Source organism: Cohnella thailandensis, assembly GCF_014212135.1.
GTDB classification, from domain to species: Bacteria; Bacillota; Bacilli; order Paenibacillales; family Paenibacillaceae; genus Cohnella; species Cohnella thailandensis.
Window position 1 is genome coordinate 52,059 of the sequence record NZ_JACJVQ010000005.1, and the last position, 21,402, is coordinate 73,460.

At 58.2% G+C, this 21,402-nt stretch carries 15 protein-coding genes; 12 read left to right on the forward strand and 3 right to left on the reverse strand.

The genetic code is table 11. The features are described from left to right. The first annotated feature begins 267 nt into the window (after positions 1-267). Entirely contained in the window at positions 268-4,125 is a 3,858-nt protein-coding gene (locus H7B67_RS05060; protein ID WP_185118714.1) for a DUF4073 domain-containing protein, read from the forward strand. 157 nt (positions 4,126-4,282) lie between these two features. On the opposite strand, the gene H7B67_RS05065 is transcribed toward H7B67_RS05060, so the two are convergent. After that, a complete protein-coding gene (locus H7B67_RS05065; protein WP_185118715.1) occupies positions 4,283-4,873 on the reverse strand; it encodes a transposase in 591 nt (196 codons plus the stop codon). A 295-nt stretch (positions 4,874-5,168) separates the two neighbouring features. On the opposite strand from H7B67_RS05065, the gene H7B67_RS05070 reads away from it, so the two are divergent. The 9 genes from H7B67_RS05070 (at position 5,169) to H7B67_RS05110 (ending at position 15,729) form a co-directional block, all read left to right on the forward strand. Continuing rightward, positions 5,169-5,921, forward strand: a complete 753-nt coding sequence (locus tag H7B67_RS05070) for an ABC transporter ATP-binding protein (RefSeq protein ID WP_245363589.1) — start codon at positions 5,169-5,171, stop codon at positions 5,919-5,921. Between the two features lie 24 nt (positions 5,922-5,945). After that, on the forward strand, positions 5,946-6,746 hold the full coding sequence (locus tag H7B67_RS05075; protein ID WP_185118717.1) for an ABC transporter permease: 801 nt from the start codon (positions 5,946-5,948) through the stop codon (positions 6,744-6,746). A gap of 52 nt (positions 6,747-6,798) precedes the next feature. Further along, positions 6,799-7,869, forward strand: a complete 1,071-nt coding sequence (locus H7B67_RS05080; RefSeq protein WP_185118718.1) for an ABC transporter substrate-binding protein — start codon at positions 6,799-6,801, stop codon at positions 7,867-7,869. A 45-nt stretch (positions 7,870-7,914) separates the two neighbouring features. After that, positions 7,915-9,039 (forward strand): acyl-CoA dehydrogenase family protein, encoded by a 1,125-nt coding sequence (locus H7B67_RS05085; protein WP_185118719.1) that lies wholly within the window; start codon positions 7,915-7,917, stop codon positions 9,037-9,039. After that, positions 9,036-10,412, forward strand: coding sequence for an LLM class flavin-dependent oxidoreductase (locus H7B67_RS05090; RefSeq protein ID WP_185118720.1), 1,377 nt, complete (start codon positions 9,036-9,038; stop codon positions 10,410-10,412). Before H7B67_RS05085 ends, H7B67_RS05090 begins: the two co-directional genes overlap by 4 nt. Positions 10,413-10,430: 18 nt before the next feature. Next, a complete protein-coding gene (locus H7B67_RS05095; protein WP_185118721.1) occupies positions 10,431-11,816 on the forward strand; it encodes an LLM class flavin-dependent oxidoreductase in 1,386 nt (461 codons plus the stop codon). A gap of 6 nt (positions 11,817-11,822) precedes the next feature. Next, positions 11,823-13,268 carry a 4-hydroxyphenylacetate 3-hydroxylase family protein gene (locus H7B67_RS05100; RefSeq protein WP_185118722.1) on the forward strand — a complete coding sequence of 482 codons (1,446 nt, stop codon included), beginning with the start codon at positions 11,823-11,825 and terminating at the stop codon, positions 13,266-13,268. A 48-nt stretch (positions 13,269-13,316) separates the two neighbouring features. Further along, positions 13,317-14,450 carry an FMNH2-dependent alkanesulfonate monooxygenase gene (gene ssuD, locus H7B67_RS05105; protein WP_185118723.1) on the forward strand — a complete coding sequence of 378 codons (1,134 nt, stop codon included), beginning with the start codon at positions 13,317-13,319 and terminating at the stop codon, positions 14,448-14,450. Between the two features lie 994 nt (positions 14,451-15,444). Continuing rightward, positions 15,445-15,729 (forward strand): hypothetical protein, encoded by a 285-nt coding sequence (locus H7B67_RS05110; protein ID WP_185118724.1) that lies wholly within the window; start codon positions 15,445-15,447, stop codon positions 15,727-15,729. Positions 15,730-16,301: 572 nt separating this feature from the next. Here the strand turns inward: H7B67_RS05110 and H7B67_RS05115 are convergent. Together H7B67_RS05115 and H7B67_RS05120 are read right to left on the reverse strand one after the other, a co-directional pair. Next, complete coding sequence (locus H7B67_RS05115) at positions 16,302-16,967, reverse strand: HAD family hydrolase (RefSeq protein ID WP_185118725.1); 666 nt, start codon at positions 16,965-16,967, stop codon at positions 16,302-16,304. Next, on the reverse strand, positions 16,964-18,895 hold the full coding sequence (locus H7B67_RS05120) for an ABC-F family ATP-binding cassette domain-containing protein (RefSeq protein ID WP_185118726.1): 1,932 nt from the start codon (positions 18,893-18,895) through the stop codon (positions 16,964-16,966). Before H7B67_RS05120 ends, H7B67_RS05115 begins: the two co-directional genes overlap by 4 nt. Positions 18,896-19,093: 198 nt before the next feature. On the opposite strand from H7B67_RS05120, the gene H7B67_RS05125 reads away from it, so the two are divergent. Both H7B67_RS05125 and H7B67_RS05130 read left to right on the forward strand, forming a co-directional pair. Then, positions 19,094-19,909: a hypothetical protein gene (locus H7B67_RS05125; RefSeq protein WP_185118727.1), complete on the forward strand. Its 816-nt coding sequence runs from the start codon at positions 19,094-19,096 to the stop codon at positions 19,907-19,909. Positions 19,910-20,166: 257 nt separating this feature from the next. Then, positions 20,167-21,348: a SulP family inorganic anion transporter gene (locus H7B67_RS05130; RefSeq protein WP_185118728.1), complete on the forward strand. Its 1,182-nt coding sequence runs from the start codon at positions 20,167-20,169 to the stop codon at positions 21,346-21,348. Positions 21,349-21,402: the final 54 nt, after the last annotated feature.

Sequence of the window (21,402 nt, forward strand, 5' to 3'; positions counted from 1 at the left end):
TCTTTTTTTGTTTCAATTTTGAATCATTTTTCGCCATAATGACTAGTCTCTCGTCAGATTTCTTATAAGATAGGAGTTGGAAGATTTTAAATAAAAGATGGATGATAGGAATCGCATGCTGTCGAATTGGACAGGGCTTGGAGGGTTGGGAAAATGGTGGCGATGTCGCGTTATAAGAGGTTTCTTGCATTTATGCTTGCGGTTGCGTTGTTAGTTCCGTTCTTTGGAGGGCAGGTTCGGGCGGAGGTAGCGTCGGAGTCAGACAGGATGGAAGCTTCGTTGATTCTTCCTTCCGGCGTTCCCGGATTCAGAGCCTTGATCCCCTTGTCCGATGGAGGATACGTCGGGGTCGGAGACGGACAAGTCTCGAAGCTGGATTCCGACCTTAAGGTCGACTGGGAGACTAAGGTCTTGACGGATGAGAGCAAGCTTCCTAGCCTTACCTATGTCGCTCAAGCCGCCGACGGGGGATATCTCTATTCGGGGAGCTACGACTTCAGCAATAATTGGGTTTACGGCAAGCTGAATAAAAACGGAACAGTGGCATGGCAGACAATCGATTCAACCGTGAACGGAGCAGCCGTCAAGATTATGGAAGAATCGGGCGGCTATCGGGTGTTCGGTTATAAGGGAACCTACGACAAGGACATTGCAATGGTTCGGACTGACGGCAGCGGGACCAACAAAGCTACGATTGTCACCCCACTGGACGGCTCTCACTATGTACGGGACGTACTTCCTGTATCCGGTGGATATCTGTTCATTGGCGATACCGCGTCGCAAGGCTTCATCGCGAAGGTCGATTCCGCGGGGAATCTCGCGGGAACGGTTCAATTATACGGAGCTGGCAGAACGGCCATCGAAAGCATCAATCCCGCGCCCGATTCCAGCGGGGATTATCTATTAACGGGCAATCAACTTCTTGGTTCCGCGCAAAATGCTCTGTTGCTGCGGATAGGTGCGGACGGTACGCAAAAATGGCTTCGAACTTATCCGGTGGGGACATCCCTTGCCTTTTCATGGTCTTCGACGCGGGAAGGCGGATTTATCGTAAGCGGCGGCAATAATTCGGGGAACGGTGTCCTGATCAAGACTGACAGAGAAGGGAATACGCAGTGGTGCAAATGGATCGAAGGCTCCGGCAATCTTTTCTACGTCAAGCAATTGGCTGACGGCAGCTACGAGGCTGCAGGCGGCAATCTTGGCGGCACGTTCGTGAAGGTAACGGTAGGGCAGCCGGCGGTATCCGCGGACGACGATGCGAATCTCATTGTCGGGCTGAGCTCCTCCATGGAGTATTCCATGAACGGAGGGACGTCCTACACGGCGTATGACGGGATTACGCCGCCAGTCTTCGAGGGAGACGCAACCGTTCTCGTGCGATACAAGCAGGACTATTCCGCCGGGTATGAAGCGGGAGCGCCAAGGACTTTAACGTTTACGGTGAATCCGGTTCCGGTGGTCGCGGTCGAGTTGGTTGCCGCTATCGATGACATTACGGTGCCGTACGGAACGGAATCGGAAGCGCTGGAGCTTCCGAGTGAGGTGAATGTCTCCCTGAGCAACGGGGATGAGGAGACGGTAAGCGTCGCTTGGGATAGCGGAACTCCGGATTATAGTGGCAATGTCTCCGGAACGTATGTGTTCAAAGGCACGCTGATTCTGCCCGATGGAGTCACGAATCCGGCAGGGCTCCAAGCGACGGTGAACGTTATCGTCGGGAAACAGCCTCCGGCTCCGGTCGTTGTGGATTCGGTCGCGGCGGTCGAGGATATCTCGGTGCCTTATGGCACGTCGTCCGAGGCGCTGGATCTTCCGAGCGAGGTAAAGGTTTCCCTGAGCAACGGGGATGAGGAGACGGTAAACGTCGCTTGGGATAGCGGAACTCCGGCTTACGACGGCAATGTGTCCGGCACGTATGAGTTTAAAGGTGCTCTAACGCTTCCGGAGGGAGTGACGAATCCGGAAGGGTTGAAGGCGACGGTTAATGTAATCGTCGGGGAAAAACCGCCGGCACCGTTAGTGACGGTAGTGTCGGTTGCGTCGATCGACGACATCACGGTGCCGTATGGCACGGAGTCGGAAGCGCTGGAGCTTCCGAGCGAGGTGATTGTCTCCCTGAGCAACGGGGATAAGGATACGGTAAGCATCGCTTGGGATGAAGGCACTCCGGCTTACGACGGCAATGTGTCCGGCACGTACACATTCAAAGGTACGCTGACTCTGCCGGATGGGGTGACGAATCCGGAAGGCCTTCAAGCGACGGCGAACGTTATCGTCGGGGAACAGCCTCCGGCACCGATAGTTACGATAGAGTCGGTTGCAACGATCGACGATATTACGGTGCCGTATGGCACGGCGTCAGAGGCGCTTGAGCCTCCGAGCAAGGTTGAGGTCTCCCTGAGCAACGGGGATAAGGAGACGGTAAGCGTCGCTTGGGATGAAGGCACTCCGGCTTATGACGGCAATGTGTCCGGCACGTACACATTCAAAGGCACGCTGACTCTGCCGGATGGAGTGACAAATCCGAGAGGGCTTCAAGCGACGGTGAACGTTATCGTCGGGGAACAGACTCCGGCACCGGTGGTGACGGTAGAGTCGGTTGCGCCAATCGACGATATCACGGTGCCGTATGGCACGACGTTGGAGGCACTTGAGCTTCCGAGCGAGGGAGGGATCTCCCTGAGCAACGGGGATGAGGAGACGGTAAGCGTCGCTTGGGATGAGGGCACACCTGCTTATGATGGTAATGTCTCCGGCACTTACACATTTAAAGGCACGCTGACTCTGCCGGATGGTGTCACGAATCCGGAAGGGCTTCAAGCGACGGTGAACGTCAACGTCGGGGAACAACCACCGGCACCAATAGTTACGGTAGAGTCGGTTGCATCGATCGAGGATATCACGGTTCCTTATGGCACGGCGTCAGAGGCGCTAAAGCTTCCGAGCGAGGTAGAGGTCTCCCTGAGCAACGGGGATAAGAAGACGACAAGCGTCACTTGGAACGAGAGCGCTCCGGCTTACAATGGCAATTTACCCGGCACGTACGTATTCAAGGGCGCGCTAACGCTTCCGGATGGCGTTACGAACCCGCGTGGGCTTCATGCAGCAGTGAACGTTATCGTCGGAGAGCAGCAGGTCACCCCGCAGCCTCCTGTCGTCTCGACTCCGAATCCTGCAACGAACATAACGGTAGCTTGCGGTACGGTTGCCTGCTCAGCCAAGCTTGGCGACGAAGCGGAAGTCGAGCTGCCGGACGGATTGTTCGACGGCCCGTTCACGCTAACGATCGAGAAAAAGGACTTCGAGAGCGGAACGGTCCCCGTCTCGATGAAGCCGTTGACCCCGGTTTATGAGCTGCTTAAGAGTTTTGCGGGCAAGTTCAGCAAGCCGGTTAAGCTGACCTTCAAATTCGATGTGGCTGCTCTAGAGGAAGGCCGACATGCCGCTCTTTTCTATTACGACGAGGTAAAGAACGAATGGATCGAAGTCGAAGGCCATGCGGAAAATTCGAGGTTTATCGCTCAGGTTGATCACTTCACGAAGTTCGCGGTTTTCTCGGTAGAGGATGCTCCGGTTCCCGAATTCTCCGATCTGACCTATCATTGGGCGAGAGAAATGATCGTCCAAGCAGCTTCTAGAGGGATCGTCGAAGGCTATTCGGACGGAAGCTTCCGTCCGAATGCAACGGTTACGCGCGCCGAATTCACGGCGATGCTCGTCCGGGCTCTCGGGATCGATGTCTCATCCACTAGCGTCCTGAGCTTCTCCGATGCTAGCCGAATCGAGACATGGGCACAACCCTACGCGGCTGCCGCGGCTCAAGCCCGGATCGTAACCGGTTTTGCGGACGGCTCCTTCCGTCCGGATGCGGAGATTACCCGAGCGGAGATGACGAACATGATCGCGAGAGCGATTGGATTGGCTACGGAAGATTCCGCCGATAGTCCGTTTGCCGACTTGGATTCGATCCCCGCTTGGGCTCGCTCCGCTGCCGTTGCGGCCGGTCAGGCCGGTATCGTCACCGGAGCGGACGGCAACCGCTTCGCTCCGGAACGCCTAGCGACGCGTGCGGAAGCGACGGTAATGCTGTGGAGAATGTTGGATTATCAAGATAAAGAATAGGCGCCATGCAAAAGGCTGCCCGACGACTTCAGGTCGTATGGGCAGCTTTTAATTGATTCTTCTTTTTTATAAGAATCTATCCCAATGATAAAGGAAGTTAATTCCGCTTAAGGGTCTTGTCTCAATGGTTTGAACACCGTTTTTCCGAAAATAAGTTTCAGTGGAATCCGCCGAAGACGTCCATCAATCCGTTCTGAATTCGCAGCTTGGCGAGGTCGAACTCCGAATATTGCTTGATCTCTTCCACGTTAAGTCCTGCGGGAAGAAGGGCAGGATGGAGCTCTCCGGGCCGGCTTCGCTTCACTTGGCGAACGCTGAAGACTTGGGCGGAAGGATGGTTCAATCGATAATAGAGGGTGGAACGGCTCAGCCCGAGAAGCTCGGTCTGCGTCCGGATCGGGAGGCCCTGTTCTTCCCGGCGAACGAGCTCGTTAAGTTTCTGTTTGGGGACGCTCGCCGCGGCCACCTTCTTCAGCCATTCCAGCTGGAGGGTCAATTTGTTCGCTTCCTGCCGCAGCTCCTCGATGCGAAGCTCGTAGTCGGCTTTCAGCTTCTCCGTCTCTTTGGATTCCTTCTCGAACAGCTTGGAGAGATTGGCGAGCGCATGGCTCTTCCACCGTTGGAGAAGGATCGGATGGATATCGAACTCTGCGGCAACCTGCTGTACGGTCGAATTCTCTTCCAGAAGTCTGGATACGATATGGGCTTTTTGTTTGGGCGTAAATCGTCTTCTCCGGGTCTCAGCCATACTAGCATCGTTCCTTTTCGTGTCCAAAATAGATGATCTTGCTCGGGGCGGCGGCGGACTTCTAATCCTTATATTAGGGGAGGTTTTCCAGAAATTCAACACAAATTCCAACTTGACGGGTGGGAATTATCTGTATTAGGATGTGGAATATCCAAACGGGGCAATTGCCCTCTGACATAAAGGATGCTGACCAGACCAACTGGAAGTGCCGCTAAAAATCTCTCCCGCCATCGGGGGACGTTTTGGGCGGTTTTTGTTTTTTTCGGGCGAAATACGAGGCAAAGGGGAGAGTCGATTGCAAGTATTACGATTGGACGGCGTCAGCAAATCTTATCCGAATGGAACCGTTGCCGTTCAGGACGCGAATCTGGAGGTGGGAGAAGGGGAGCTGATCTCGTTCGTCGGTCCTTCCGGTTGCGGCAAATCGACGATTTTTCAGATGGTGGCCGGACTTTCCAAGCAGACGGCGGGAGAGATCGAGATTCTCGGCGGATCGACCGGGCAAGCGAGGCGGGACAACGCGATTTCGTTCGTGTTCCAGGAAGCCACGTTAATGCCCTGGGCATCGGTGAGGGACAACGTCGCGCTGCCTCTTAAGCTGCGCAAGCTGCCCCCCAAGCAGCAGGAAGAGGAAGCCGAGCGGGTTCTCGAGCTGGTCGGGCTCAAGGATCACGCGAAGTCGCTTCCCCGGCAGCTGTCGGGCGGCATGCGCATGAGGGTGTCGATCGCAAGGTCGCTTATCGCCAAACCCCGCATCCTGCTCATGGACGAACCGTTCGGGGCGCTGGACGAGATCACGAGGCAGACCCTGCAGGAGGAGCTGCTGTCCATCTGGCAGCGAAGCAAGGGGATGACGGTCTTGTTCGTCACCCACAACGCTTTCGAGGCGGTCTATCTGTCCAATCGCATTCTGGTCATGACGCCCAGGCCCGGAAGAATCTCGCGCGAGATCGAAGTCGACGTTCCTTATCCGCGAGGGGAGCAGTTCCGCTCCAGCGCGGAATTCAGCCGCTTCGTCGGTCTCGTGAACGAATCGCTGAAGCATTAGACGGGAGGTGCTAACCAACAAGCCATGAATCATTCGCTGCGCCGTTTGCTCTACCGAGTCGGGCCGCCGCTTGCCGCCTTCGTGCTGTTCGTCGGGATCTGGGAAGCCGCGGTTCGGATCGCGGAGCTTCCGACTTATCTGCTCCCTAAGCCTTCGGATATCGTGAAATCCGCCGCAGACAATTGGTCCCGGCTGCTCGGATCGGTATCCACGACTCTCGTCGAAACGATCCTGGGATTTCTATTCTCGGTCGTCGGAGGGGTTCTCGGAGCCATTCTGCTCGCCAGCTCCAAAATTATCGAAAGGAGCATCTATCCGTACGCGATCGTCCTTCAGACGATTCCGATCGTGGCGGTAGCGCCGATCATCGTTATCTGGTTCGGCGCGGGGGTTCGTTCTATCGTGATCGTCGCCTTCCTCATCGGGTTCTGTCCGATGCTGTCCAACACGTTGATCGGACTGAACTCGACGGACAAGAACCTGAAGAATCTGTTTATTCTCTATAACGCGACGAAGTGGCAGACGATGTGGAGACTCCGCATTCCGGCGGCCCTCCCCTATATCGTCGGCGGTCTCAAAATCTCCTGCTCGCTCTGCGTAATAGGAGCGATCGTAGGGGAATACGTGGCCGGCGTCGGCGGCGGCCAAGGCGGTCTCGGCTACGCGATCACGTACGCCGCCATGCGCATTCAGACTCCTTACCTGTTCGCTTGCGGATTGGCCGCTTCCGTTCTCGGAATCGCTTTTTATCAAATCGTGAATTTCCTATCCCGCAAATGGCTGGGCTCTTGGCATGAATCCGAGATGCGCGGCGAGAACGAATAAACGGCTTCAACCCGGAAGCAATAACTCCTAATTCGAGAGGAATGAACTATCCATGTCTATCCGTAAAGTCAGCCTTATTGCCGCAACATCGTTATTCGCCCTTGCTCTCTCGGGCTGCGGCCAGAATAACGGCAACGCGAACAGCCAGGGCTCGCCTTCCGGCGAAGCCTCCCCGAGCCCATCCGCATCCTCCGCAAGCGCATCGGTCTCCGCATCGCCATCCGCGGAGCCTGCCAAGGAACTCCGCAAAGTGACGGTTCAGCTCGGTTGGTTCGCCGAACCGGAATACGGCGGCGATTACGCCGCCCTCGTAAAGGGATACTTCGCGGAAGAAGGGCTCGACGTCGAGATCCGCTCGGGAGGCCCTAAGGTGAACGGCCGTCAGATCGTCGCCACCGGCAAGGCCGACTTCGGCTTCGCGAAGGCGGATACGGTGCTGCAGAACCGCGAGGAAGGGCTGCCGATCGTCGCCGTCGCGGGCGTGCTCCAGAGCTCTCCCCAGGCGCTCATCTACCACAAGGATCAGAATATCAAGTCGTTCGAGGACTTGAACGGACGCACCGCCTTCTTCGTGCCGGGAGTACCGGCTTACGAGTACGTGAAGAAGAAGTATAACCTCCAGCTTAAGGAGCAGGTAACCGACGGGACGCTCGTCCGCTTCCTTGAGGACCAGACGTCGCTGCTGCACGGCTTCTCGACCTCCGAGCCGATTACGCTCAAGGAACAAGGAGTCGAGGCGGAAGCGTTCCTCCTGTCCGAATCCGGCTATGACCCTTACGAGATTACGATCATCGCGAACGAATCGTTCATCAAGGACAACCCGGAGGTCGTCAAGGCGTATCTGCGGGCGGTCAAAAAGGGCTGGGAATATTACTTCGACCATGCGGAAGAGATCAACGAGAGAATCCACGAGGACAACAAGGACCTGCCGGTCGCCGCGATGAACGAGCAAGCCAAAGCTTACGAGCCGTTCGTCAACGGCGGCGACGCCGCTACGGAGGGCTGGGGCGTCATGAAGGAGGAGCGCTGGGAAGAGAACAAGCGGCAGCTGCTCGAGACCGGTCTCCTGACCAAAGACGTCGACGTAAACGAGGCGTTCACGACGGAGTTCCTGCCCGAGTAACGCCGAGTTAAACTATCGCAATCCAGTAAACGGAGGTAACGTACGATGAGCACTCTTGCTTACCCTTTGAAGGAGCAGCATTGGATCGACACGGCGGCGGAGCTGTCGAAGGAGTTCGCCAAGACCGCCGCGCAGACGGACCGCGAGGCCGCGCTGCCCAAGGAGAATCTGCGGAGGCTGTTCGAATCCGGGTTGGATCTGGCGATCCTCCCGGTCGAGAAAGGAGGAGCGGGCATCTCCTTCAAGACGTTCGGGCGAATCCTGTTCGAGATCGCGAAGGGCTGCCCGGCGACGGCCTGCATCTGGCTCATGAATACCGGAGCGGCCGAGACGCTGATCGAGCTCTCCTCTCCCGAGACGTCCGCCAAGTACTTAAGCGAGTTCAAGCGCGGCAAGAGGTTCGCCAACGCGCTCAGCGAGCCGTCATCCGGCAACCTATTCCTGAACCCGGTTCAGGAGGCGCAGCGGCTGGAGGACGGCGTTTGGAAGCTGGAAGGCGCGAAACGCTTCGTGTCGGGAGCCGAGCTTGCGGACTACTTCCTGATCAACGTCAGCATCGACGGCGCGCCGGCGTTCTTCGGGGTCGAGCGCGACGAGACCCTGGAGATTCACGACATCTGGGACGCGCTCGGCATGCGCGGCACTCGAAGCCAGTTGATCGGCTTCAACGGAGCGAGGCTGAAAGCCGAGAACCGGCTCGGTCCTCCTTCCGCGGACCGGCAGAACCTGATCGGCCTCGGATTGCCTTGGCTGTCGCTCGGAATCGCCCAATCCGCCTACGACGCGCTGAAGGAGCACGTACAGCGGAAAAAACTCGGCGCCACCGGCAAGCCTCTGTCGCACGCCCAGTGGATCCAGTTCGAGACGGCGGCGGTTCACGCGAGGCTGACGGCGGCCAAGCTGCTGGCCGAGCATCTGCTCGATCTGGCGGATCAAGGCTCCGCGGAGACGAACGTCGTCGGCATGGAAGCGAAGATTCTCGCCAACCAGATCGCCAAGGACATCGCGGAGCTCGGCATCCGCGTCGGCGGCGGCTCCGCCTATACGAAGGCGCTGCCGTTCGAGAGGCACCTGCGGGATTCCCACGCGGGCGGGCTGATGGCTTATTCCAGCGAGCTGTGCCATATTTTCGTCGGGCAGTATGAATTGAACGTGAAGGAGACGGAATGAAAGCGGCGGCCAAGAAGGAGATCCGGCTGAACGCCTTCGACATCAACGCGGCAATGCACAACGCCCACGGCTTGTGGAAGCATCCGGAGAACGAGCGCTACCGGTACAAGGATCTGCGCTATTGGGTGGAGCTGGCCCAATTGCTCGAGAGAGGCAAGTTCGACGCGCTGTTCCTGGCGGACGTGTTCGGTTTCTATGACGTGTTCAGAGGAACCCGCGACGCCGCGCTCAAGGATGCGATCCAGGTTCCGATCAACGATCCTTCGCTGCTTATTCCGACGATGGCCTACGCGACGAAGCATCTCGGCTTCGCGGTGACGGTGCCGACGACGTACGAGCATCCTTACGCCCACGCGAGACGCATGACGACGCTCGATCATCTGACGAACGGACGGATCGGCTGGAATGTCGTCACTTCCTTCCTGCCGAGCGCCGCCCGCAACTTCGGCATGCAGGAGATGATTCCTCATGACGAGCGTTACGACATCGCGGACGAGTACATGGAAGTCGTCTACAAGCTGTGGGAGGGAAGCTGGGAGGACGACGCCGTCATCCGCGATGCGGCGCGCGGCATCTATACGGATCCGGGCAAGGTGCACGAGATCAAACACGAAGGACGCCATTACCGGGTGCCGGGGCCGCACCTGAGCGAGCCTTCCCCGCAGCGGACTCCCGTGCTGTACCAAGCGGGAGCCTCCGGCAGAGGCAGGGCGTTCGCGGCGAAGCACGCGGAGTGCGTCTTCATCGACGGCCACTCGTTCGAGAGCATGAAGTTTTATACGGACGACATCCGGGCTCAGGCGGCCGCGTACGGACGGAGACCGGACGACGTCAAGGTGTTCATGGCGCTCAGCACCGTGGTCGGACGAACGGAGGCGGAGGCCCGCGAGAAGTTCGAGGAGCTGACCCGGCTCTCCAGCGAGGAGGGCCCGCAAGCGATCTACGGGGGCTATACGGGCATCGACCTGTCGAAGGGAGCTCCGGACGATATTCTCGGGTACCGGCGCACCGATCACGGGCAGACCGTGATGGCGCGGTTCACGACGATGGCGGAGAAGACGTACACCTACGGCGAGGTCGTCGAGCAGGTGAAGCGAATCGGCGGAAGGGCGGTCGTGCTGACAGGCTCCGCCGAGCAGGTCGCCGATCAGATGCAGGAATGGGTGGAGAAGACGGGCATCGACGGCTTCAATCTCGGGCACCTGGTGACGCCTTCGAGCCTGAAGGACGTGGTCGACCTCGTCATCCCGATCCTTCAAGAAAGAGGCGTCTATAAGACGGAGTACGCGCCGGGAACGATGCGGGAGAAGCTGTTCGGCGAAGGCGCGAGCCGGCTGCCGGATCGTCATCCGGCGGCAGGTTATCGTTACTAAGCGAGGAGATACGAAGAGATGGCCAAACAAATTCTGCTCAACGCGTTCGACATGAACTGCGCCATGCACAGCGCCCACGGCCTCTGGAAGCATCCGGAGAACGAGCGGTACCGCTACAAGGATCTGAACTATTGGGTCGAGCTGGCCCAATTGCTGGAGAGAGGAATGTTCGAGGCTCTGTTCCTCGCCGACGTTCTGGGCTTCTACGATATTTATCGCGGGAGCCGCGACGCGGCGCTTCGCGACGGCATCCAGGCGCCGGTCAACGATCCGTCGCTGATCATCCCGACGATGGCTTACGCCACCAAGCATCTCAGCTTCGCCGTCACGGTGCCGACGACCTACGAGCCTCCCTATGCCCACGCCAGAAGAATGTCCACGCTCGACCATCTGACGAACGGCCGGATCGGCTGGAACGTCGTGACCTCCTTTTTGCCCAGCGCGGCTTTGAACTTCGGGCTCGATGCCGTCGTGAAGCATGACGATCGGTACGAGAGAGCGGACGAATACATGGAAGTGGTCTACAAGCTGTGGGAAGCGAGCTGGGAGGACGATGCGGTCATCCGCGACGTCGAGAGAGGAATTTATACCGACCCGTCCAAGGTGCACGAGATCAACCACGCCGGCAAGTTTTACAACATTCCGGGTCCCCACTTAAGCGAGCCTTCCCTTCAGCGAACCCCCGTCCTGTATCAGGCGGGCACGTCGAAGCGGGGGCGGGATTTCGCGGCGAAGCATGCGGAGTGCGTGTTTATCGACGCCCATAATTACGAGAGCATGAAGTTCTACGTGGACGATATCCGGGCTCGCGCGGTTTCCTTCGGCAGGAAGCCCGAGGACGTCAAGGTGTTCATGGCGGCGAACGCGGTCATCGGCCGGACGCGGGCGGAAGCGGAAGAGAAGTACAGGGAATACACGGCTCTCCGCAGCGAAGACGGTCCGCAGGCGCTATACGGCGGTTTCAGCGGAATCGACTTGTCGAAGTACGATCGCTCCGATTACCTGGAATATTTCGCTTCCGATGCCGGCCAGGCGTCGGTGGCCCGATATACGACGATGTCCGAGAAGCGGATGAACGTCGGGGAAATTATCGAGGAGAACGCCAGGATCGGCGGAAGAAGCCCGCTGCTGTTCGGTTCGCCGGAGGAAGTAGCGGATCAGATGCAGGGCTGGATGGAGAACACCGGCATCGACGGCTTCAATTTGGCTCATCTCATGACGCCGGGCACGCTGAAGGACATGATCGACCTTGTCGTTCCTATCCTGCAGGAGCGCGGACTGTACAAAACCCGCTACGAAGAGGGGACGATGAGGGCGAAGCTGTTCGGGGAGGGCGACCGCTTGCCGGACCGGCATCCGGGCGCCGCGTTCCGCCGATCGTTCGAGGGGATAAAGGAGAGATAACGACCTATGGCACTAAGGGGGAAAAAGTTCCTGGACAGCTTGAGCGACGGGCGGAGCGTATGGATCGACGACGAACGGGTGGAGAACCTGCCGGAGCACCCGGCCTTCTCGGGGACGCTCGGCACGATCGGCGGCTTGTTCGACTTGCTCGACGATCCGAAGCGCAGAGACGAGGTCGGCTTCGCCGTTCCCGGACGCGAGGCTTATGCGCACAGCTCGTTCCTCGTTCCGTATTCGGCCGAGGACCTGGCGAAGAGAACCCGCGCCTTCGATTATTGGGCGCAGGAGACGAACGGCGTGATGAGCCGCTTGTCCGACTACGCCCGCTCTCTCGTGACGGGCTGGTACGGGGCGCGCAAGCAGCTCTCCCAGCTCGATCCCGGCATCGAATCGAAGCTCGCCGCCTATTACGAGCAAGCGAGGGATAACGACCTGTTCCTGACGACCTCGCTGCTCGATCCTCAGATCGACCGCTCCAAGGGGCTCGACGACAAGCGGATCGCCGAGAGATTCCTTCACGTCGTTCGCGAGAACAAGGAAGGCATCTACGTCAGCGGCGCCAAGATGATCGCGACCGGGGCTCCTTATACGCACGATTTTATCGTGTTCTCGTTCTACCGGCTGGAATCCCAATATGGCAAGCACGCGCACGCCCTGCTCGTCCCGGCGAATTCCAAGGGGCTGCACATCGTCTGCCGGGAGTCGTTCGCGGAAGAGAAGACGTCGGATCATCCGCTCAGCTCCCGGTACGACGAGATGGACGCGGTGCTCTTGTTCGACGAGGTGTTCATCCCTTGGGAGCGGGTTCTCCTCTATGGGGATGCCGAAGCGGTGTGGAAGCTGAGAAGCCATCAGAGCTCGAATTCGCTCGCGTTCCACCAGACGGTCGTCCGCTTCGTCGCGAAGCTCGAGTTCCTCGCGGGCGTCGCGTTCGCGATCGCGGAATCGATCGGGGTGAACGGCTTTCTGCACGTGCAGGAGAAGCTCGGCGAGCTGATCACCCAGATCGACACGATGAAGGCGCTGCTGATCGCTTCGGAAGCGAAGGCTCATGCAGATCCCGCGACGGGGATATGGGTGCCGGAGGCGTCGTTCATCGATACGGCGAGAAGCCTCGGGACGAAGCTATACCCGCGGGCGATCGAGATCCTCCAGCAAGTTGGCGGAGGCGGCTTCATCCAGACTCCGTCCAGCCTCGGCCAGTTCGGCGGCCCGATCGGCGAACTGCTTCACCGTTATTTCGAAGGAGTGGCGCTGAACGCGGAGAGCAAGATCCAGCTGTTTAAGCTGGCCTGGGATTTGATCGGCAGCCCGCTCGGCTCGAGGCACGAGCTCTATGAGAGATTTTACGCGGGAGACCCGGTGAGAGGCCTCGCGAACCAATATTTGAACGCGGACAAGACGCCGTGGACGGAGCGCGTATGGAAGCTGTTGGAGAAGTCTCGGGCTTAAAGATGTTTGGCTAAAAAAGCCTGGCTAAAGAAGGGAGAATAAACGATCATGGAAGTTTTCTGGTTTATACCGACCCACGGCGACGGGAAGTATCTGGGGACGACCCAGGGCGCCCGCGCGGTCGACTTCGATTATATGAGCCAAATCGCCAAGGCGGCCGACACGCTCGGCTACGGCGGCGTGCTGCTGCCGACCGGCAAGTCCTGCGAGGATCCGTGGATCGCGGCGTCCGCGCTCCTTGCGTCCACTCGCCGGCTGAAGTTCCTCGTGGCCGTCCGTCCGGGCTTGATGTCGCCGACGATCGCGGCCAGAATGGCCTCCTCTTTCGACCGAATTTCCGGGGGACGCCTACTGGTGAACGTCGTGACCGGAGGAGACGCGGTGGAGCTGGCGGGGGAAGGCCTGCATCTGGACCATGATGCCCGTTACGACCTGACCGACGAGTTCCTGACGGTATGGCGTCAAGCCCTCCGAGGAGAACAAGTCGACTTCGAAGGCGATTACGTGAATGTCAAAGGAGGCAAGGTGCTGTATCCTCCCGTGCAGCAGCCCTATCCGCCGCTCTACTTCGGCGGCTCCTCGGACGCGGGGCACAAGGTAGCGGCCAAGCACATCGACGTCTACCTCAGCTGGGGGGAGCCGCCGGCTCAAGTAGCCGAGAAGATCGCGGTCATGCGCAAGCTCGCTGCCGAGCAGGGAAGGACGGTTCGCTTCGGCATCCGGCTGCACGTCATCGTGCGCGAGACGGAGGAGGAGGCGTGGGCGGCGGCGAACGACCTCATCCGTTATCTGGACGACGACACGATCGCCGATGCGCAGCGGATTCTGGACCGCTTCGATTCCGTCGGCCAGCGCCGGATGATGGAGCTCCACGGCGGCAGCCGCGACAAGCTCGAGATCAGCCCGAACCTATGGGCCGGAGTCGGTCTCGTGCGCGGGGGAGCGGGCACCGCGCTCGTCGGCGATCCGCAGACGGTCGCCGCGCGGATGCTGGAGTACAAGGAGCTCGGCATCGAAACGTTCATCATGTCCGGCTATCCTCACCTTGAGGAGGCGTATCGGATGGCCGAGCTTGTTTTCCCTCTGCTGCCGCTTGAGGGCAAACAGGAGAAGGAGCAGCAGCGCTCCTATATTAGCCCGTTCGGCGAGATGATCGCCAATAACGAGCTTCCGAAGAAGTAAGCATAGCCTCTTGCAGATTGAATAGAGCCGTCTCGGCAACGAGGCGGCTCTAGTCTGTCTGCTAATCCTGCGCCATTCGTTGAGACTGTTCGGAATATGGCCGAACGCAAGAGCGAAACTGAACAAAAGCATCGCAACCGAGTGCAGAAGCACCGACGCCGACAGAAATACGCAACCGGCTTTATGGCCAGGGGCACCGGAATTCTCGAAAAAGAGGAGTATAAAGAATCGCGTATTCCCTATTATGCGAGAAATACTTTCCCCAACCGAGATAGTAGAGAAGAAGGGCGAGCAGCATGACGATGCACGCCGCCATTTCGTAGGGGCACGGAAATGGACAGAGTAAAAAAGAGGCGTAACGATGACTCCGAATCTTCCAATAAATTCGGCTGCGGCGAAGATACTCGAGTGTTTAAGGGGAGGATCGGGAACGTTGAGCGGTTGTTTAGTGGCGAAGAGGAGATTGAGTAGGAGAATCGACAACGGGATTAACAAGCTTTCGGGATGCAACAATCGTTTCCCCCCTCCTTTCTCCCTGGGTAAACCTTATCGCGGAGAAAGTCTGTGATTTTCCATTCTTACGGAGCTAGGCAGAGGGGAGCTATTGGTTATTATCAGAAATACTAGGAGAACACATCTCCCTCTCGCCGAACATCTTGTAGGCTCAAAGGATAAATACATTGAGTTACATTCATTCTATTCATCTTTGCGTCGAACGCCCTGTTTTTGTCAACGAGGGGTCTTCCTGCACTATAAATAATAAAGCAGTAGGTTGTAATCTTTTGATGGAGCCCTTGCTCGGCTGCTATCGGGTATTCCTGGTGAGCAATCGGTCGGCCCACATTGTCCGGCGGGTCATGCAGGCTCAGACCGGATGCAAGCGCCGTGCACTAGAAGCAGATAGGGAGCGCAGCGCACTCACTGTCCGGTGGCTCCGAGGGCGATCGATAAACTCGGCCTTTGTTGATTTGTACTATTAGGAAGGAAGATTTGTATGAAGGAATATTTGTTAGTTCGTTGGGGAAAGGTTAAAAGAAGAAAAAGTCATGCAACCAAGGGGGGATCCAAGTTGAATATAATGGATGGAATGGATGCGGCTAGGTATACATCGGCCAATCCGCACAAAGAAGATGAACAAGATCATGTGCAAATGCCAATGGTATTAAGGAACTTAAACAATAAATCCAATTTATCTTCAACCTCTCCTCAACAAGCGCAAGTTCAAATGGCTCAACAACCGCCGCTCATTCAGGAACCCCAGGAACCCCAGGAACCCTAAGGGAGTGTCGCTCTAGTGACAATGAACAACTGTGACGCACACGTTCAGGGAATCGAAGGCATTGAGGACAAAATTGCAAAAGGGGACGCTCTACGTTCTAAACCGGATCAAGTTGAAGACGTCTCATCAACCTACCCGCAAAACGAAGGGTATCAATCCGAATGCAGGGAATAGATGAAGTTGCCTTAAGTGGCGGGCACTTTCGGAATCACGCGGCCTATGCTTCAAAAACCGGAAAGTAGTTCATCAATAGGGAAGACAGCGGAGAAATGGGGGCTGAGCAATCGGTTGAGCAGATCCGGCATGTTTGAAGGCGAGAAGCCCTGTACCTTTTATCAGAAATCCCAGATTTTGATACCACGGCAGCCAATTGTCTTCGTCGGCTGCCGTTTTCGTTGTAGTGCGTGATATCGGAGTACAATGCGAGTTCTCATCAAAGTTCGTCGGAGCGCTTGTCAACAATGGCACTTTCGCATATCTTGTCGTGTTCTCTCTCGCACATAGCCTCAACTAGAGCTTAAAGAGGGTATTACCCGAAAATCCGGTTATAGGGAAAGCCGGTACGATAGCCTTTAACCCTCAAACCCCGCAACCTCTCCGGCCAGAAAAGCGCGGAACTCTTCCACGCTGTAGAAGGTCAGCAGAGGAGGAGTCGCGTATTCCTTCGATTGGACGGCGGGCATCCATTGGGCGGCATAGGTGCGGACGCCGGCGGCCGTGCCGGCCTCCATGTCGTCGTTGCTGTCGCCGACGAAGATGGTGTCCTCGCGGTTCCAGCCAAGCGAGCCGAGGATCTTATGCAAGCCTTCGGGCGAAGGTTTGGATTCCTTCACGTCGTCTCCGGTGACGATTTGGTCGAAGGCGAGGTTCATTCGCAGCTTGGCGAGCGAAATGTCGAGCGTCCGGCGCGCCTTGCCCGTGAACAGAGCCATGCGCACGCCGGCCTCGGCGAGTTCCTTCAGCAGGAGAGCGATCTTTTCCACGGGCTCGACAAACTCGTGATGCTTCTCCTCGTAATGCAATAGAAACTGCTCCGTCGCGGCCTCGAGCCGTTCGCGGTTCTTGAGGTTCAGCTCGATTATGCCGAGCTCCGATGGACCCGCCAAGCGGATGAAGTCGTCATAGCCGAGGTCGAAGCCGTCGTGCTCCTTAAAAACCCGCTGCAGGGCATTTACGATGATCGGAAGCGTGTTGGCCAGCGTCCCGTCAAAATCGAAAACGATGTTGCGAATGGTCATGAGCGATTCTCCTTCTGCGCCGCGATTTTCTCCGCGAGCTCGTTCAGCTCCGTCCAGCGTTCGAGCAGCCCGTCGAGCTTCTCTTCCAATTGGCGCTGCTCCTCCATCAGCTCTTGAAGACGGGCGGAGTCGCTGCCCGCGGCGTCCATCTGGCCGGCGATCGAGCTAAGCTTCTCCTCCGCTTCGGCGATCCAGCCGTCGATCTGTTCGAAGTCCTTCTGATCCTTATAGGACATCTTCAATGCGCGTTCCCGTTCGGCCGGCTTCGCGGGCGAGGCCGCCTCGGGCTTGCTCCTGGAAGCCGCGGCATCCGAAGCGGATCCGGATCCCAGCCGGGATTGCCGTTCCTCGTAATCCGTATAGTTGCCTTCTTGCTTCGCAACGACGCCGTCGCCTTCGAAGACGAGCAGGCGGTCGACCGTTCTGTCGAGGAAGTAGCGATCATGGGAGACGACGAAGACGACTCCGGGAAAATCGTCCAGGTAGTCTTCGAGCACGCCGAGCGTGGCGATGTCCAGGTCGTTCGTCGGTTCGTCCAGCAGCAGCACGTTCGGAGCCTCCGTCAAGACGCGAAGCAGCTGCAGGCGGCGTTTCTCCCCGCCGGACAGCTTAGAGATGAGCGACCACTGCATCGCCGGAGGGAAAAGGAACCGTTCGAGCATCTGCGAAGCGGACAAGGACTCCCCTTCCGCCGTGCGAATCTGCTCCGCTCCTTCGCGAATGTACTCGATCACCCGCAGATTGCCGTCCATCTCCTCGTGCTCCTGCGAGAACCAGCCAAGCTTCACGGTCGTACCGAGCTCCACGGAGCCGGAGTCCGGGGCGAGCTTGCCGGCGATCATTTTGAGCAGAGTGGACTTGCCGCTTCCGTTGCGGCCGATGATGCCGACGCGGTCCTCCGGAACCGCGATGTAGCTGAGATCCCGAATCAGCGTACGGTCTCCCATCCGCTTGGTTACTTCGCTAAGCTCGACGATTTTTTTGCCGAGGCGGGTCGAGGCGACGGAGACGTCCAGCTTGCCGTTCCCGGCCTTGGGACCTTGCTCTTTAAGCGCTTCGTAGCGCTCGATTCGCGCCTTCTGCTTCGTCGAGCGAGCTTGAGCCCCGCGGCGAATCCAGGCCAGCTCATTGCGCAGCAGGTTCTGCCTCTTCGCTTCGGAGGCGGCTTCCCGCTGCTCTCGCTCCAGCTTCAGCTCCAGGAACCGGCTGTAATTCGCCTCATAGAAGTAAGCCCTGCCTTGATCCAGTTCGATAACCCGGTTGCTGACGCGGTCCAGGAAGTAGCGATCGTGGGTAATCATAAGAAGAGCGCCGCGGCGTTTCTGCAGCATACCTTCCAGCCAGGCGACGGAATCGTTGTCGATATGGTTCGTCGGCTCGTCCAGGATCAGCACGTCCGAAGGCTGCAGCAGCGCGGCCGCCATCGCCACCCGCTTGCGCTGCCCGCCGGAGAAAGTATCGACAGCCGCGTCGAAATCCTCGATTCCGAGTCGGCTTAGGGTCGCTTTGGCTTCGCTCTCGAGCTGCCAGGCGTCCAGCTCGTCCATTCGCTGGTTGGCGGCGATGAGCCGCTGCTGGAGCTTCTCGTCTTCCGGACGCGCATTCAGCGCATCGAGGGCGGCGGCATATTCGCGAACGGCGAGAAGCTGCGGGGTGCTGCCGCCGAGAACGTGTTCGAGGGCGGTCTCGCCTTGCGCGAACGAGGGATCCTGCGCCAGCATGCGGACTCGGACCCGGTTGCCGACGCTTACCGTTCCCGAGTCGGCCGGCTCGAGACCGGCGATCACCTTGAGAAAGGTGGACTTCCCGGTTCCGTTCACGCCGATGATGCCGATGCGATCGCCTTCCTCGACTCCGAAGGTGACGTCCTCGAATAGAGTTTTCTCCCCGTGGGATTTGGTTATATGTTCAATAGACATGAAGTGCATGGTTCTACCCTACTTTACGAAATGATACGGTACTCGACTTTCTCTACTATAACATAAAACCGCCGGCGGATATGGAAACCGACCTGAGGCGGATTGGCGAGAATCCCGGCGTAAGGATATAATACGATAGAGAAGGTTTCCGATTGCCGTAGCTTTCGCTACAATAGAAGGAACGGAAAGATCGGGGGAAAGACAAAGATGACGGAATACATATTCGGGGTAGACGGGATGATCGCCTTCTGGCTCATGCTCGTCTGGGGCATCGCGGTCTATCGGACCGGCAGGATCGCTTACTCGGCCAATTACGCCCATATGAGAAGACGAGCCCTCGGCGCGTTCCTGTTCGTGATACTGGGAATCGTGCTCGTGGCGCTAAGAATAGCCACCGGGCTGATGGAATGGCCGCAGACCGGCTGGAGGGAATGGCATAGCCGATTCGTCGTCCAATTGATCCCAATGGTGCCCGTATGCATCTTCGCGCTCAGGACATCCGTTCTTCGCCTGTGGACCTTATACGCAGGGATCGAAGTGAAAGCGGATTCGGTCGCCGATCCCGAGCAGCCGCTCGACGCGCCCGCTCGCCGGAAGGCCGCGGATCCGGCGCTTAAGGTGCCGATTCAACTGATGGCCTTCATCTCCGTGCTGGCCTTCTACCTGACCTGCGTCGCCGCGGAGCCGATCGGCTGGATCACCGCGGTGGGAATGGTGCTGCTGCCGGCGCTCTCGATCAGCACGCTGCAGAACCGGGCCAAGAAGAAGCGGAGAAGGATCGGAAGGGTCGATTGGGTGCTTCCGAGCTTCACGGCCCGCACTTCGCGCGGCTCGTTCGCTCTGGCGATCATCGCGATCGGCCTCACGATCTGGCTTGCGGTCGTCTCCGACGAGGAGCCGCTTCCTGGCCGGAACGAGGTCGGGAGCGGAACCCGGCTCGATCCGAATGCCGACCTCGTCTTCGACGGGGCCAAGCTCTCCAAGATCGAAGATTCCAATCTTGCTTACGTGAGCACGCAATGATTTTTTGGTTTTGGCCAAGCTGCCGATCTTTGGATCGGCTTTTTTTATGTGTAGCGAACAATTCTATGCTATGATGATAAGCGGATCGCTAGGCGGACTGCTAGACGGATCGCTAGACGAATAGCAACATCCGAGCGAATTCTTACCCTCAAGGATAAGGCGCGTGACCTCGTACGTTCCGGATTTGGGGCGGCGGGAGTCGGGCGCTTTTTATAGGATACGGCCAATAATAGAATTAAAGGAGGAAATCGTTTTAGATGCTTAGCAAGTGGCGGCAGACTCATCTGTCGAACGTACGTCTGAACGTGCTGGCCGGGATCACGACCGTGTTGGCCTTGATTCCCGACTCGCTCGCGTTCGCTTTCATCGCGGGAGTCAACCCGATGGTCAGCTTGTACTCTACCATCTGCATTCTTATCCTCATCTCCTTCTTCGGAGGCAGACCGGGGATGGTATCGTCGACGGCGGGCTCCATGGCGGTGCTGATGACGGCGCTGGTCGCGGATCACGGGCTGGAATATCTGTTCGCGGCGACCGTTCTGACGGGGATCATCCAATTCCTGATGGGCGTGTTCCGGATGGGGAAGCTGATGCGCTTCGTGCCCCAATCGGTGGTGACCGGCTTCGTCAACTCGCTCGCGATTCTGATTTTCCTGTCCCAACTGCGCTACTTCGACGGACAAGCTTGGCCGATGTACGCGATGGTGGCGGGAACCCTGGTCATTATTTATTTGCTGCCGCGTTGGTTTAAGGCGATTCCGTCGCCGCTCGTCGCGATCGTCGCCATGACGATTCTTTATGCGCTGCTCCCGGGCGGGCACTTCCAGTCGGTAGGCGATCTGGCCGACATCAAGGCGTCCATTCCGCTGCCTCACTTCCCGGATCTGCCGATGACCTGGGAGACGCTGTGGACGATCCTGCCGATCTCGCTGTCGCTCGCGATCGTCGGCTATTCCGAGACGCTGCTGACCCAGACGATGATCGACAAAGAAACCGGAGAGCGGACGAGCAAGGACCGGGAGCTTCGCGGCCAAGGCATCGCGAATACGGTGACCGGCTTTATCGGCGGCATGGCGGGCTGCGCTCTCGTCGCGGAATCGGTCATCAACGTCAAGAACGGCGGCCGTACCCGGCTGTCGACGATCGTGGCGGGGGTCGTGCTGTTCGTACTGATCTTCGCGCTGGCGGATGTCGTAGCCGCGATCCCGATTGCCGGCTTGGTCGGCGTCATGATGTACGTGTGCGTAGAGATCTTCGACTGGAAGTCCGTCGCGAATCTGCGGCGCGTTCCGTTAATCGATGCGATCATTATGGTGCTGACGGTCGTCATCGTCGTCTGGACGGACAATCTGGCGCTCGGCGTTATCGTCGGCGTCGCGCTTCATCTCCTTACGAAGCTCGCGCAGCCGATGAGACGAACCGAGGAACTGGAAGGATAAAGAGAAGGGGCTGCCCCCGGAGCAAGCGACCATGTCGTCGCGTGCCCGGGAGCA